Annotated in this window: 11 protein-coding genes and 2 tRNA genes; 5 read left to right on the top strand and 8 right to left on the bottom strand. The window is 62.2% G+C overall.

Annotated features, from left to right (window positions below; genetic code table 11):
• Positions 1-38: 38 nt before the first annotated feature.
• From DJFAAGMI_RS00855 to DJFAAGMI_RS00820, 8 genes are all read right to left on the bottom strand, one after another.
• Positions 39-668 (bottom strand): DUF6806 family protein, encoded by a 630-nt coding sequence (locus DJFAAGMI_RS00855; protein WP_003057277.1) that lies wholly within the window; start codon positions 666-668, stop codon positions 39-41.
• Between the two features lie 225 nt (positions 669-893).
• Positions 894-982 (bottom strand) — tRNA-Leu (locus DJFAAGMI_RS00850).
• A 99-nt stretch (positions 983-1081) separates the two neighbouring features.
• Positions 1082-1157: transfer RNA gene (locus DJFAAGMI_RS00845), tRNA-Gly, on the bottom strand.
• A 99-nt stretch (positions 1158-1256) separates the two neighbouring features.
• Complete coding sequence (locus DJFAAGMI_RS00840) at positions 1257-2879, bottom strand: FadD3 family acyl-CoA ligase (RefSeq protein ID WP_211455597.1); 1623 nt, start codon at positions 2877-2879, stop codon at positions 1257-1259.
• A 3-nt stretch (positions 2880-2882) separates the two neighbouring features.
• Complete coding sequence (locus DJFAAGMI_RS00835; RefSeq protein ID WP_211455596.1) at positions 2883-3950, bottom strand: ferredoxin--NADP reductase; 1068 nt, start codon at positions 3948-3950, stop codon at positions 2883-2885.
• 80 nt (positions 3951-4030) lie between these two features.
• A complete protein-coding gene (locus DJFAAGMI_RS00830) occupies positions 4031-5767 on the bottom strand; it encodes an FAD-binding protein (RefSeq protein WP_211455595.1) in 1737 nt (578 codons plus the stop codon).
• Positions 5768-5782: 15 nt separating this feature from the next.
• Complete coding sequence (locus DJFAAGMI_RS00825; RefSeq protein ID WP_211455594.1) at positions 5783-7513, bottom strand: FAD-dependent oxidoreductase; 1731 nt, start codon at positions 7511-7513, stop codon at positions 5783-5785.
• Positions 7514-7617: 104 nt separating this feature from the next.
• Positions 7618-8805, bottom strand: a complete 1188-nt coding sequence (locus DJFAAGMI_RS00820) for an acyl-CoA dehydrogenase family protein (RefSeq protein ID WP_052223959.1) — start codon at positions 8803-8805, stop codon at positions 7618-7620.
• Between the two features lie 287 nt (positions 8806-9092).
• Between DJFAAGMI_RS00820 and DJFAAGMI_RS00815 the strand changes: the two genes are divergently transcribed.
• The 5 genes from DJFAAGMI_RS00815 (at position 9093) to tesG (ending at position 13787) form a co-directional block, all read left to right on the top strand.
• Positions 9093-10070, top strand: coding sequence for a flavin reductase (locus tag DJFAAGMI_RS00815; RefSeq protein ID WP_211455593.1), 978 nt, complete (start codon positions 9093-9095; stop codon positions 10068-10070).
• Positions 10071-10149: 79 nt separating this feature from the next.
• The gene (locus DJFAAGMI_RS00810) at positions 10150-10989 is read left to right on the top strand and encodes an alpha/beta fold hydrolase (protein ID WP_211455592.1); all 840 of its coding nucleotides are present in this window, start codon (positions 10150-10152) and stop codon (positions 10987-10989) included.
• A 4-nt stretch (positions 10990-10993) separates the two neighbouring features.
• Positions 10994-11788 carry a 2-hydroxyhexa-2,4-dienoate hydratase TesE gene (tesE, locus tag DJFAAGMI_RS00805; RefSeq protein ID WP_211455591.1) on the top strand — a complete coding sequence of 265 codons (795 nt, stop codon included), beginning with the start codon at positions 10994-10996 and terminating at the stop codon, positions 11786-11788.
• A gap of 6 nt (positions 11789-11794) precedes the next feature.
• Complete coding sequence (gene tesF, locus DJFAAGMI_RS00800) at positions 11795-12718, top strand: acetaldehyde dehydrogenase TesF (RefSeq protein WP_211455590.1); 924 nt, start codon at positions 11795-11797, stop codon at positions 12716-12718.
• Between the two features lie 16 nt (positions 12719-12734).
• The gene (gene tesG, locus DJFAAGMI_RS00795) at positions 12735-13787 is read left to right on the top strand and encodes a 4-hydroxy-2-oxovalerate aldolase TesG (RefSeq protein ID WP_211455589.1); all 1053 of its coding nucleotides are present in this window, start codon (positions 12735-12737) and stop codon (positions 13785-13787) included.
• Positions 13788-13912 lie beyond the last annotated feature (125 nt).

Here is a 13912-nt window from a genome sequence, read left to right as displayed (position 1 = left end):
TGCAGCACAGAGGGTTTTGACGGCGAATGAGCGAAGAATCAATGCAGATGGCGCGGGCGGCGATTGCCGCCATGACCGGAGGCCGAGCCACCCGATCCGCCACGCGGCGGCTTGCCCAGCTCCAGCGAGCTGACCAGGGCTTCGAAACGCTGCGAGAACAGCTTGTCGATTTCCTGCACCACGCCGCCGAGTTCGGCGCCATCGAAGTGGCGCTCCATCATGTTGATGACGTCCTGCACCAGCAGATCGCGCTGCACCTGCATGATGGCCGCAGGATTGGGGCCGACAAACAGCATCAGGAAGTCATCGCGGCTCTGGGCCTCGGCAGGAGCCTCTTCCTCGTCGAACTCGGTGTCGTAGAAGGTCACTTCGATCGGCGAGCCCTGCTCGGCCAGTTCGTTCAGGCCCATGCACATATCGTCCAGAGCCTGGCGGAAGTCATCGTCGCCGCGCACGGTCCAGCACATCTGCAGCAGATGCTCCTTGGCCTCGAACTGGATGCCGGGCTCTTCTTCGTAAAGACTTCCCTCGCCATCCGTCAATGAGCGCGCGCCGGCATAGGCCCACAAGGGACGCAATGCATCTTGCAGCTGCTCATACGTAACGTCAGCACGGAGCAGAACCTGACCGTGGACATGAATTTCAAAAGCAGCGTTGTAACTAGACATCTTTTCTCTCTAGGAGTGCAGACCCCGTCAGCATGACAGAACTGCAAGCCATATTGCATCGAAGCCGGAGCTTTTCCAAGTGCCTTGACAAAGCCCGACATCGCACTGCCCCACGGCATCACAGCCCTTGATTTTCCCACCTTCGGCAAGACTGCGGGCGGCAGCGGCCATCAAGCCATAAATAAAAAAAGCCCGCTACAAAAGATATAGCAGGCTTTTCAATTCTGGTGCCTCGAGCCGGAATCGAACCGGCACGCTTCGTTAAAAGCGGCAGATTTTAAGTCTGCAGTGTCTACCAATTTCACCATCGAGGCCCACTTCACCACTAGCGCCGGGCGCCAGGGGGAAGTATTGCATCAGCCAAGCGACCAAAGCAATAAAAAAGGGAAGCTTTTGCTTCCCTTTTCAAAACCTGGAGCGGGAAAACGGGTTCGAACCGTCGACCTATACCTTGGCAAGGTATCGCTCTACCAACTGAGCTATTCCCGCATTTCTGAAAAGCTGTGTGCCTTACAGAGCAGACTCGAATTATAGCCATGATTTTCGGCTGCTTTCCGAAAACCGCCTGGCTTTTTCAGATGGTCCTCTTCAGGCCGGCTGTGAAGCAGGCGCGAGCCTGCTCTTGACGATCTGCAGCAGATCGCGCTTTTGCACCTTGTTGGAGGCGTTGACGGGCAGGCCGTCCAGCTGCAGCACGAAGCGCGGCACCTTGTAGTTGGCCATATTCGCACGGCACCAGGCGGTGAATGCTTCCTTGTCCAGCGTGATGCCGTTGCGTGCCACCACGCAGGCACAGCCGACCTCGCCCATGCGCTCGTCGGCCACGCCGACCACGGCGACCTGTGCCACCTCGGGATGGTTGGAGAGCATGCGCTCGATCTCTGCGGGGTAGCAATTGAAGCCTCCCACGATGAACATGTCCTTGAGGCGATCGGTGATTCGCAGATAGCCACGCTCGTCAAGCACGCCCACATCGCCGGTATGCAGCCAGCCATCGGCATCGATGGTCTCGGCCGTGGCTTTTTCGTCCTCGAAGTAGCCCTGCATGATGTGATAGCCACGCAGCAGCACCTCGCCCGCCTCGCCGGGGGCCACGGGCTGCCCCTGCTCGTTGACGCAGCGCACCTCGGTCCCAGGCAGGGCCTTGCCGCAGGTATTGGCCACCGTTTCCACATTGTCGGCCGGCTCACAGAGCGTGGCGCAACCACCGCATTCCGTCAGGCCGTAGGCCGTGGTGACATTCTGGATGCCCAGCTCCTCGCGCATGCGCTTGATGAGAATGGGTGGAACGGTGGAGGCGCCCGTCACGGAGGACTTCAGCGAACTCAGATCGAAATCCTTAAGCCCCGGATGCGCCAGCATGGACAAGAACAGGGTGGGCGGCCCGGGCAGGAAGCTGATGCGGTCGCTCTCGATGCGCTGCAAGATGGCCTGTGCATCGAACACCTGCTCAGGATAGACGGTGGAGCCCTGCAGCAAGGCCGCCACCCAGCCTGCCTTGTAGCCAAAGGTGTGGAAGAAGGGGTTGACGATCAGATAGCGGCTGCCCTCGGTCAACCCCACCACCTCCGACCAGGCCTTGAAAGCCAGAATCGTCGGTCGGTGAGCGCACATCACGCCCTTGGGGCGGCCCGTGGTGCCGGAGGTGAACATCAGGTCGGCCGTGTCGTCGGGCTTGATCCCGGCTTCTCGCTGCTGCTGGGCCTGGGCCGTCGTGCCCTCGGCCCTGGCCATGAACTGCGCCCAGCTCAGGTCTGCGCTGGGCAGCACCTTGTCACCGAGCACCACCACCTGCTCCAGCGTGGCAGGACGCAGACCCTGCAGCAGATCGGGGTAGTAGTTGTTCAGAAAGTCCCCCACGCAAACCAGCACCCTGGCGCGGCTGCGCTCCAGAATGTCGGCAGCTTCGGCGCCCTTCATGCGGGTGTTCAGGGGCACCAGCACGCCGCCTGCGGCATGCACGCCGCAGGCGGCCACGATCCACTCGCTGAGATTCGGCGCCCACAGCGCCACCCGGTCACCGGCCTGCACGCCCAGGCTCATCAAGGCTCGTGCGGCCTGGCGGCTCAGTTGCTGCAGCTGGGCATAGCTGATGGACTTGCCGCTTTCGACAATCGCCGCGCGGGCGGAAAAGCGGCTGACCACATCGGCCAGCATGCCCGGCAAGGTCAGCGAGGACTCGGGCATCGCATTCTGGTTGGGTTTCGACATAAATTACTCCGGAAATTTGACGCGCAGCTTTTCACTGGTGGGCACGGACTGACAGGCCAGCGTCCAGTTCCTGGACAGATCCTTGGCATCCAGCACTTCGTTGTGACGCAGATGTACGCTGCCATCCTGTACCTGGCACATGCAGGAGGCGCACATGCCGGCCTGGCAGGAGTACGGCACGTTGATGCCGGCGCGCAGTCCAGCCTCCAGAATGGTCTCCGTGCCACTGCAGCTGAATTCGTATTCCTCGCCGTCCAGGCGCAGCTGCACCACGGCCTGCTCGACAGCGGCCGCCACGGGAGTTGCAGCCTCCTGCAGCTGCTGGAGGGTCTCTTCGTCAGGCAGGGAGACAAAGCGCTCCACATGCACCTGATCGGCTGGCATGCCGGCTTCTATCATCGCGGCCTGTGCGGCATCCATGAAGGGTCCCGGCCCGCAGATAAAGGCCTGGCCCGCATCGGCCACCCAGGGAGTGGCCCAGGCAGCGAGCTGCTTTTGCGACGGCGCCCCCTGCACCGAGTCCAGCCAGTGAACGACCTGCAGGCGATCCGGATACTCGGCCGCCAGCAACTGCAGGTCCTTCTTGAAGATGACCGAGCGCTCGTCGCGGTTGGCATAGAACAGCACCACATTGCCCTGATGCTGCTTGAGCACGGTGCGCAGGATGGAGAACACCGGCGTGATGCCGCTGCCACCGGCCAACAGCAAGAAGTTCTGCGACAGATTGCGCGGCGAAAAAAAGCCCGAGGGCGGCATCAGCTCGATGGAATCACCGACCCTGATCCGGTCGCACACCCAGTTGGAGCCTCGCCCCTTTTCCACGCGCTTGACGGTCACACGCAAGGCATCGTCGAGCGCCGGAGCGCTGGACATGGAATAGCAGCGAGGCACATAACGCCCTTCGATGGGCAGACGCAATGTCAGGAACTGGCCAGGCCGATAGCTGAACTGCTCGGCAAGTTCCCCCGGCACTTCGAAGACGATGGACTTGGTATCGTGCGTCTCGTCAATCACTGCACGCACACGCAGCGGGTGGTAGCGCGATGCGGTTGTCATGGCTTCACTGCTCATTTCTTCTTACCCCTTACTCACTCTTTCTGTGCCGTCTTGCAGCGGCGCCCCGGCGCAGGATCGCCCCCCGATTCAAGGGGTCAGGAACTGACGCTTTCCACAGCGGATGCCTGCTGGCGCGCGGCCTGGCCGGCCAGGGACTTGTCATCCTCAAGCGCCGCAGCCTTGCCGGCACGGCGGCCCGAGAACACACAGTCGGCCAGAGACAGGCCACTCACATAGCGCGAGGAAGCCACGCCGATGGCGGTGCGCCCTGCGGCATACAGCCCTGGAATGTCCCGGCCCGCGCCATCGATCACCGCACCGTTGTCCTCGTTGACCCTGAGACCTCCCAGACTCAGCACGGCCAGCGGGAACATCTTCTGGCTGATGGAGATGTCGATGGCAAACAGCGAACCGCCCTTGAACTCATGGCGCATATCCCTGGACTTGCCCTGAGGGTCGTCGATCTCGCCGCGAGCAGCGGCATTGGCGCCGTCAAACTGGCGCTGCAGCACCGCCGCATCCATATCGAGCTTGCGGGCCAGATCGGCGACCGATCGGCCCTTGATCGCGACCTTGTACATCAGCGCCAATGCGGGCATGGACTGGAAAGCCCACAGGCCTCCAAACAGGCACTGCCAGGTGGCCTGCCTGCGCAGCTTGGCGTCAATGATGAGCCAGGCCTTGCCACCCTGCTTTTCCATCAGCTCGTAGCCGAGCTTGGCGCCGTAGACCTGTTCGTTGCAAAAGCGCTCGCCCCGGGTGTTGACCACCAGGCCTTTGGGCCAGACCGAGGGTGGCGTGATGAAGCGCCAGGCCGAGATATTGTTCAGGTCCTGGGCCACCCCTCCCACGGACAGCCCGAGCCGCAGACCGGAGCCATCACAGCCCGCCGCACCGGTCAGCCAGCCAGGCTTGTAGGCCGGCGCATGCCGATCCAGCAGCTCCGAATTGAAGATATAGCCACCGGTGGACAGCACCACCGCCTTGCGGGCGCGGATATAGCGCTTCTCACCGATCTCGCTTTCGATCTGTGCCGCTTCTCGGCGCCCCGCCTGGGCCCGTGGCGCCTGATACAGACGCCACTTGGCCACCAGCTCGTCCAGCTTCTTATGGCGCTCGGTCAGTGGATCGCCTTCAGGTAAGACCATCACCTCCACGCCCAGCACGCGACCGCTGTCCTTCTCGCGCACCAGGCGCTGGACGCGGGCCTGCGTCAAGGTACGGGCTCCGTGCGCCAAGGTGGACTTCTGCAGTGCGGCGAAGAACGTCGCTCCCGACTGCCCCTTGGCCACCACGCGATGACCGCGCGGCGCGGGCTTGCTGCTCAGCTGGGGGTTGCCGTAGGCCGGCACGACCTCGTTGCCCGAGTAGTAGAGATACATGCCGTCGGCCGGATAGGACGTCTTGTACGCCGGCATGGTGGATGCAAATGTGGCGCCCTGCTTCTCGAGCCAGTCGAGGTTGGCCACGCTGTCGCGGCTGAAGCGAGCCAGAGTCTCGTCACTGACCACGCCATTGACCTCATGCTTGAGGTAAGCCGCCATGGCTTCGGGCGAATCCTCGAAGCCGGCCTCCTTCTGGTATCTGGTGCCGCCGCCGGCATAGACCACGCCGCCGGAAAGCACACTGGCACCACCGCCACCGAAACGGTCGATGACCAGCACCTCGGCACCTTGCTCGCGAGCCTCGATGGCTGCGCTGGCGCCTGCGCCTCCCCAACCGACAACCACCACATCACTGGCATCGGACCACTGGATCTCATCGGCCGAGCGCACATCCAGCGCAGCCCTCACGGGATTGACGGTACTGACAAGTTTCTTGGAATTGGACATCTCCATGCCTCCTTCCTAAATGGCCTTGCCCAGCAGATGCGGGTTCTCGAGTGGCAAAGGCTTGCCCACCATGTCGGCCACGGCGCGGAAGGCGAAAGTCATGGCCGGCCCCAGGGTGGAACCAGCACCGGCGTAGGCCGGCCCCATGACGGAGGCGGAGTTGTTGCCCACGCAGTACAGGCCTTCGATGATCCGGCCATGGGTGTCGATCACACGGCCTTCCCTGTCGGTCAGCAGCCCGCCCTTGGTGCCGATCTCGCCGGGCCACAGGCGCACGGCGTAGAACGGGCCTTTTTCGATGGGGCCGAGGTTGGGATTGCCAAGTCGCGGATCGCCGTAGTAACGGTCGAACACATTGCCTCCGCGGTCGAAGTCCAGATCCTTGCCGGTCCTGGCGTATTCGGTCATGCGCCGAGCACTGTCCTTCAGGCCGGCGGCATCCACGCCGATCTGGCGCGCCAGATCCTCCAGCGTCTCGCCCTTCCAGTAGACATTGTTCAGCCAGCTCTTGCGCAGCTTGCTATCCGGCACGGCGGAGCCGGGCATCAGCGGGCCCATGGGGTTTTGCGCGCGGAAGCTGGCATCGAAGACAATCCATGCAGGCACGCCGCCATTGCCCTTGGCATGCTCGGCCAGCATGGCTTGCTGGAACTCGGGATAAGGGCCGGATTCATTCAAAAAGCGCTGCCCATTCGCGTTGACCACCATGCAACCCGGCAGCGAGCGTTCCACGAAAATGCCGCGGAAGGCGGGTTCCTTGGGAACGTCCATGGTTGGCACGCCCCAGGACCAGTCCATCAGCGCCAGCTGCGCACCCAAAGCCTGGCCTGCGCGATGGGCATCGCCGGTATTGCCGCCCACAGGGGTGGCCGTCCATTCGGCCCTGGTGGGCTTGTTCAGATACTGGTCGCGCATTTCCTGGTTGCGCTCAAAGCCGCCGGCGCCCAGCAGCACGCCACGCCTGGCCTTGACTTGTGTGCGCTGACCATTCTTTTCAAGGACAACTCCGATGACACGCCCCGATGCATCCTGCACCAGCTCCTTGAGCGGGCTATTGCTCCGCAGCTCGACACCCGCCTTGTTGGCTGCGGTCAGCAGACCGGCAATCAGCGCCTGGCCACCGGTCATGCGGCGGTCACGCTTGGTCTTGCTGCGCCAGGGGTAGTCCAGGAAATACCTCAGCATGATGCCGAGAATGGTGAAGCGCGACTTCAGCTCGCGTGACAGCATGGAGTGCGCCTCGAAAGCGTTGATGCTCATGCGGCCAAACAGCTGATTGCCCGGAGGGCCGGGGCGCATGGTTTCCAGCGCAGCCACGCCCAGCTTGGCTGCATTGAAATCCACCGGGTCCATGGTGCGGCCACCGGGCCTGGAGCCTTCGATATGGGGGTAGTAATCCGCATACTTGGCCATGGCACGGTAGGGAATGCCGATCTGGCGCAGGTACTCGGCCATCTTGCTCGCGGTTTCCACATAGGCCAGCACGCGGTCGTCGGTGGCCATGCCGCGCACGCAGCGCTTCATATAGCCGAACGCAGTTTCCAGATCATCCTGGATGCCGGCATTTTTCTGATCGTAATTGACCGGAATCCAGATGCCACCACCGGACAGGGCCGAGGTACCACCAAACAGCTCAGTCTTCTCCACCACCAGAGTCCTGAGACCCTGCTCCTGCGCACGAATCGCGCCCAGCAAAGCGCCGGCCCCCGAGCCCACGACGATCAGGTCATATTCCTGTTCTGCCATACCTTGTCTCCGAAATATTTGTTTTATTGGATGGGCTTCTGCAAATACCTGCATGCGGCAGCAGCCCTTGCAAAGACCACTGCCGCACTCGCAATCAGAGCGACTTACACATACGCTTCCTGGTTAGGAATACCCAGCACATGCGAGCCATAGGCACGCACATAGGCGTCGGTATTGTTCGCGATATGGGTACGGCCCTGATGGATGTCGCGGAACACACGCTCGATGGGGTTGCTCTTGAAGGTGCCGCTGGCAGCGCAGGCGCGCATCATCTCGTTGACATGAAAGCCCGTGAGCTTGGGCACATAGGCAGCCTGCGCACGCTGCAGCAGGCGCTCTTGCAACGACAGCTGAATACCGGTCTTGGCAGCATCGACGATGCGGGCATAGTTGCGGAACAGAACCAGCTTGAGCTGGTCCAGTGCAATCGTGGCTTCGGTCACTGCCGTCTGGGCGTTCACGTCCTCGGCCATCTTGTTGCCATGCTTGCCGACGTGGGCCGTAGCGCGCTCGGTGAAGGCGGCAATCGTGCCTTCCAGTGCACCCAGGCATGCCGTAGACACGGCGCGCTGGAACACATGGGTGAACGGGATGCGGAACAGCCAGCCCGAGTTTTCCTTGCGGCCGGGGCAGCCCACATCGCTATGGTCATTGGTGTACTGGATGCGGTGAGCGGGCACAAAGGCGTTTTCCACCACGATGTCGTGGCTGCCCGTGCCGCGCAGGCCCAGCACATCCCAGTTGTCCTCGATGCGGTAGTCGGACTTGGGCAGCAGAAAGGTCACATGCTCCATGCCGGGAGTGCCATCGCGGTTGGGCAGCAGGCCGCCGAGAAACAGCCAGTCGCAATGCTTGGAGCCCGTGGAGAAGCTCCAGCGACCGTTGAACCGGAAGCCGCCTTCCACGGGCTCGGCCTTGCCGGTGGGCATATAGGTCGAGGCAATGCGCACGCCCGTATCCTTGCCCCAGACATCTTCCTGCGCCTGAGCGGGAAACAGCGCCAGTTGCCAGGGATGAACACCGACCACGCCATAGATCCAGGCCGTGGACATGCAGCCCTTGGCCAGTTCCATCTGCACGCTGTAGAACACACGGGGATCCATTTCATAGCCGCCCCAGCGCTTGGGCTGCAACACACGGAACAGACCTGCCTCGGCCATCTCCTGAACGGTTTCGTCGCTGATCTTTCCTTCGCGATCCGCCTGCTGGGCGCGGGCCGCCAGCTTGGGCGCCAGAGCCTTGGCACGCTCGATCACGGCCAGCGCATCGGGGGTGAGGTAGTTGTCTGTCATTGTGTTCATTCAGGTCTCCGGTTGCCGCTCCACCGGACGGCTTGTGGTGTGGTGGGCAAGGCTTCTCGCCTATGACAGAAATGCTCGCACCATGCAATTTTCCGTTCATCGTCCGATCAGACTAACGATGACGCAGACGTTTTCGGAGCTTTCAGGAGCCGGACCCGGTGCAGCAAAAACACAGGGCCTAGGACAAATACCAGTCCCGGTTTTCCCCTGCTAGTCCAAGTGAAGGATTCATCAAAACCCCGTTCGCAGCACTCTTGCAGCAAGGAGACATTCACCTCATGCAAAGTACTGCAGCAACCTTCGACCCCAAAGACTTTCGCCGCGCCCTGGGCATGTTCGGCACCGGGGTCACCATCGTCACCACCCGTGCCGAGAATGGCGAGCCTGTAGGAATCACCGCCAACAGCTTCAATTCGGTTTCGCTGGAGCCTCCCATGGTGCTGTGGAGCCTGGCCAAGAACGCGCGCAGCCTGCCGGTGTTCCAGAGCGCCAGCACCTGGAATGTGCACATTCTCTCCAACGAGCAAGAAGCACTTTCCAACCGCTTTGCACGCGTCGGCGAGGACAAGTTCTCGGGCCTGCCGCTGGACTCCGAGGAAGCCCATGCCCCGCTGCTGCAAGACTGCAGCGCCCGCTTCAAGTGCAAGACAGCCTTCCAATACGACGGCGGCGACCACATCATCTTCGTGGGCGAGGTCACAGGCTACGACGCCAACCCTCACCCACCGCTGCTCTATGTGACGGGTGGCTACGCCATGGCTTCGCGCAAGGCAAGCCCCGTGGCCAGCGAACCCGCAGCCGACACCAACACCGCCTATTCCGAAAACCTGATCGGCTATCTGATGGGCCGTGCGCACTTCCAGTTTCTGAGCGGCCTGCGCAGGCCCATGGCGGCCTACGGCATGACCGACGCCGATTTCTACGTGCTCTCGCTGCTGAGCATCCAGCAGCCCCAGTCGCCTGCCGAGATTGCCTCTCACATGGCCTATACCGGCACCGATATCGGCGCCGTGGCCCTGCAGTCGCTGATCAGCAAAGGCTGGGTGGAAGAAAGCCGTGACCGCGCCGAGTCCCTGCAACTGACCGCTCAGGGCAACGAGGCCATCCTTCATGTGCTGGCCGCCGCCAAGGCAGTGGAAACCGATCTGATCGACAGCCTGGGCGAAATGGAAGCCGCCACCTTGCGCAATCTGCTCAAGAAAGTCATTGCGGCCACAGACCCCGGCCTGCCCAAGCTCTGGCAGGCCAAGGCCTGAGAGCTGGCGCCAGCAACGATTCCTCACCCGAAGGCAGGAGACAGCCTTCGCCTACCCACTCCAACCATAAAGAACAGAGATGAGCACTTTTTCCATTCCCGAGGGCAAATATGTGGACATCGGCAATGTGGCCGGCCATCCCCAGCGCGTGCACTACCACGAGCAGGGTTCGGGTGACCCCGTGATCTTTCTGCATGGCGCAGGCACCGGCGCCAGTGGCTACAGCAACTTCAAGGGCAACTACCCTGAATTTGCGGCAGCCGGCTTTCGATCCATCGTTCCCGACCTGCTCGGATACGGCCTGTCGTCCAAGACCGAGGAGCCCAGGCAGTACGACATGGATTTCTTCATCGCCGGCGTCAAAGGTCTGGTGGACCAACTGGGCCTGAAGAACATCACCATTCTGGGCAACTCGCTGGGCGGTGCCGTGGCTCTGGGCTATGCGCTTAAGTACCCCGAAGATGTGAAGAGCCTGATCCTCATGGCTCCCGGTGGCGTGGAAGAGTTCGAAGCCTATATGGCCATGCCCGGCATTGCCAATATGTTCAATGTCTACAAGTCGGGCAAGACGGGCCCCGAAGCCATGCGCGCCGTCATGAGCATGCAGGTGGTGGACCAGTCGCTGCTGACCGACGAGATCATCAATGAGCGCGCTCCCATTGCTCTGACCCAGACCGAAGCCTCGCGCCAGCGTCTGTATATCCCCAACATGACAGAGCAACTGCCCGATCTGAAGTGCAATGTGCTGGGCTTCTGGGGCATGCAGGATGCCTTCAATCCCGTGGGCGGTGCCGACAAGCTGGCCAAGGGCATCAAGAACTGCCGCGTGGTTCTGGTCAACCAGTGCGGCCACTGGGTGCAGGTCGAGCATCGCGAGATGTTCAACCGCAGCTGCATCGACTTCATGAAGAACGGTTGAAGCAATGAGTGACAAGCAGTTCATCGAAACGCAAGGCCAGCGCCTGTATGACGCGCTACGCTCGGCCAGGACGCTGGCACCGCTGACCGACAGCCACCCCGAGATGACGGTGGAAGACGCCTATCACATCTCTCTGCACATGCTGCGCCTGCGCGAAGCATCGGGCGAACGTGTGATCGGCAAGAAGATCGGTGTGACCTCCAAGCCCGTGCAGGACATGCTGAATGTGCACCAGCCTGACTTTGGCTTTCTGACCGACAGCATGCAGTTTGAAGACGGCGCCGCCGTCTCGCTCAAGTCTGCAGGCCTGATCCAGCCCCGCGCCGAGGGCGAAATCGCCTTCATGCTCAAGAAGGACCTGCAAGGCCCGGGCGTGACCCGCGAAGACGTGCTGGCCGCTACCGAATGGGTGGCGCCCTGCTTCGAGATCGTCGATTCACGCATCAACGACTGGAAGATCAAGATCCAGGACACCGTGGCCGACAACGCATCCTGTGGCGTCTTTGTCATCGGCAAGCAGCACACCGATCCGGCCACGCTGAATCTGGCTGCTGCTTCCATGCAGATGAGCAAGAACGGCCAACCCGCCGGATCGGGCCTGGGCAGCGCCGTGCAAGGCCACCCTGCCGAAGCGGTGGCCTGGCTGGCCAACACCCTGGGCGCTTTCGGCATCCCCTTCAAGGCCGGCGAGGTCATTCTCTCGGGCTCCCTCGCCCCGCTGGTGCCTGCCGCTGCCGGCGACCGCTTCGAGATGGTCATCGAAGGCCTGGGCAGCTGTTCCATTCAATTCACGGAGTAAGACACCATGACGCAAAAGAAAATCAAGTGCGCGCTGATCGGCCCCGGCAATATCGGCACCGATCTGCTCATGAAACTGCAGCGCTCTCCCCTACTGGAGCCTGTATGGATGGTCGGTATCGACCCTGAATCCGACGGTCTGAAGCGCGCCCGTGAAATGGGTATCAAGACCACGGCCGAGGGCGTGGACGGCCTGCTGCCTTTCGTCAAGGAAGACGGCATCCAGATCGCCTTCGACGCCACCAGCGCCTATGTCCACGCCGAAAACAGCCGCAAGCTCAACGAGCTGGGCGTGCTGATGATCGACCTGACGCCTGCGGCCATCGGCCCCTACTGCGTGCCCAGCGTGAACCTGGCCGAGAAAGTGGCCGAAAAGGCCATGAACGTGAACATGGTCACCTGCGGCGGCCAGGCCACCATCCCCATGGTGGCAGCCGTGTCGCGCGTGCAGGCCGTGAGCTATGGCGAGATCGTGGCCACGGTATCGAGCCGCTCCGTCGGCCCCGGCACCCGCAAGAACATCGACGAGTTCACCCGCACCACCTCGGGTGCGGTCGAAAAGATCGGCGGCGCGCAAAAAGGCAAGGCCATCATCGTCATCAACCCCGCCGAGCCCCCGCTGATCATGCGCGACACCATTCACTGCCTGACGGTGGACGCGCCCAAGAAGGAAGAGATCGAAGCCTCGGTGCAGGACATGATCAAGGAAGTGCAGAAATACGTGCCTGGCTACAAGCTGGTCAACGGCCCCGTGATCGACGGCAACCGCGTCTCCATCTACATGGAGGTCGAAGGCCTGGGCGACTACCTGCCCAAGTACGCCGGCAATCTGGACATCATGACCGCCGCCGCCGCGCGCACGGCCGAGATGTTTGCCGAAGAAATCCTCGCCGGCCGCTTCGAGCTGGCCGAAGCTGCCGTTGCCGCCTGATCAAGGAGAGAAGAACATGTCCCTCAAAGGTAAGAAGATCACCGTTCACGACATGACGCTGCGTGACGGCATGCACCCCAAGCGCCACCAGATGACGCTGGAGCAGATGAAGTCCGTGGCCTGCGGCCTGGACGCAGCCGGCGTACCCCTGATTGAAGTGACCCATGGCGACGGCCTGGGCGGCAGCTCGGTCAACTACGGCTTTCCTGCGCACACAGACGAGGAATACCTGTCCACCGTCATCCCGCTGATGAAGCAGGCCAAGGTCTCGGCCCTGCTGCTGCCCGGCATCGGCACCGTCGACCACCTGAAGATGGCCCATGAGCTGGGCGTCTCCACCATCCGAGTGGCCACGCATTGCACCGAGGCCGATGTCTCCGAGCAGCACATCTCCATGGCCCGCAAGATGGGCATGGACACCGTGGGCTTTCTGATGATGGCCCACATGAACAGCGCCGAAGGTCTGGTCAAGCAGGCCAGGCTGATGGAAAGCTACGGCGCCAACTGCATCTACATCACCGACTCGGCCGGCTATATGCTGCCCGATGACGTGAAGAAGCGCCTGTCCGCCGTTCGCCAGGCCCTCAAGGCCGAGACCGAGCTGGGCTTCCATGGCCACCACAACCTGGCCATGGGCATCGCCAACTCGCTGGCCGCCGTCGAAGTCGGTGCCAATCGCATTGACGCCGCGGCCGCAGGCCTGGGCGCTGGCGCGGGCAACACGCCCATGGAAGTGCTGGTGGCCGTATGCGCGCGCATGGGCATTGAAACCGGCGTGGACGTGTTCAAGATTCAGGACGTTGCCGAAGACCTGGTCGTGCCCTTGATGGACTTCCCCATCCGCATCGACCGCGACGCACTGACTCTGGGCTATGCCGGCGTCTACGGCAGCTTCCTGCTGTTTGCCAAGCGTGCCGAAGCCAAGTACGGCATCCCCGCGCGCGAGCTGCTGCTGGAGCTGGGCCGCCGCGGCATGGTGGGCGGCCAGGAAGACATGATCGAAGACACCGCACTGACCATGGTACGCGAGCGCCAGAAGCAGGCACAAAAGGTGGCCGTGGCTGCCTGATCGCCTGACTTCACATTCTCTTTGCCACTTTGTATCGGGTTCAGCGGCTGCTTGGGGCGGCCGTTGAACCCTTTTTTGCGGCATCGTCCTGAGCGTCAGGCCTCTATCCATCCAGCCGTCGGCCC

The sequence above is a fragment of the Comamonas brasiliensis genome, from assembly GCF_018292285.1.
Classification (GTDB): Bacteria; Pseudomonadota; Gammaproteobacteria; order Burkholderiales; family Burkholderiaceae_C; genus Comamonas; species Comamonas brasiliensis.
The sequence above is the reverse complement of the archived record's forward strand: the minus strand, read 5'-3'. Positions and strand labels throughout refer to the sequence as shown.

Coding starts and splice junctions, on each gene's coding strand:
- DJFAAGMI_RS00830 (WP_211455595.1), bottom strand. CDS start 5,767: ATGTCCAATTCCAAGAAACTTGTCAGTACCGTCAATCCCGTGAGGGCT.
- tesE (WP_211455591.1), top strand. CDS start 10,994: ATGAGTGACAAGCAGTTCATCGAAACGCAAGGCCAGCGCCTGTATGAC.
- DJFAAGMI_RS00855 (WP_003057277.1), bottom strand. CDS start 668: ATGTCTAGTTACAACGCTGCTTTTGAAATTCATGTCCACGGTCAGGTT.
- tesG (WP_211455589.1), top strand. CDS start 12,735: ATGTCCCTCAAAGGTAAGAAGATCACCGTTCACGACATGACGCTGCGT.
- DJFAAGMI_RS00840 (WP_211455597.1), bottom strand. CDS start 2,879: ATGTCGAAACCCAACCAGAATGCGATGCCCGAGTCCTCGCTGACCTTG.
- DJFAAGMI_RS00825 (WP_211455594.1), bottom strand. CDS start 7,513: ATGGCAGAACAGGAATATGACCTGATCGTCGTGGGCTCGGGGGCCGGC.
- DJFAAGMI_RS00820 (WP_052223959.1), bottom strand. CDS start 8,805: ATGACAGACAACTACCTCACCCCCGATGCGCTGGCCGTGATCGAGCGT.
- DJFAAGMI_RS00815 (WP_211455593.1), top strand. CDS start 9,093: ATGCAAAGTACTGCAGCAACCTTCGACCCCAAAGACTTTCGCCGCGCC.
- DJFAAGMI_RS00835 (WP_211455596.1), bottom strand. CDS start 3,950: ATGAGCAGTGAAGCCATGACAACCGCATCGCGCTACCACCCGCTGCGT.
- tesF (WP_211455590.1), top strand. CDS start 11,795: ATGACGCAAAAGAAAATCAAGTGCGCGCTGATCGGCCCCGGCAATATC.
- DJFAAGMI_RS00810 (WP_211455592.1), top strand. CDS start 10,150: ATGAGCACTTTTTCCATTCCCGAGGGCAAATATGTGGACATCGGCAAT.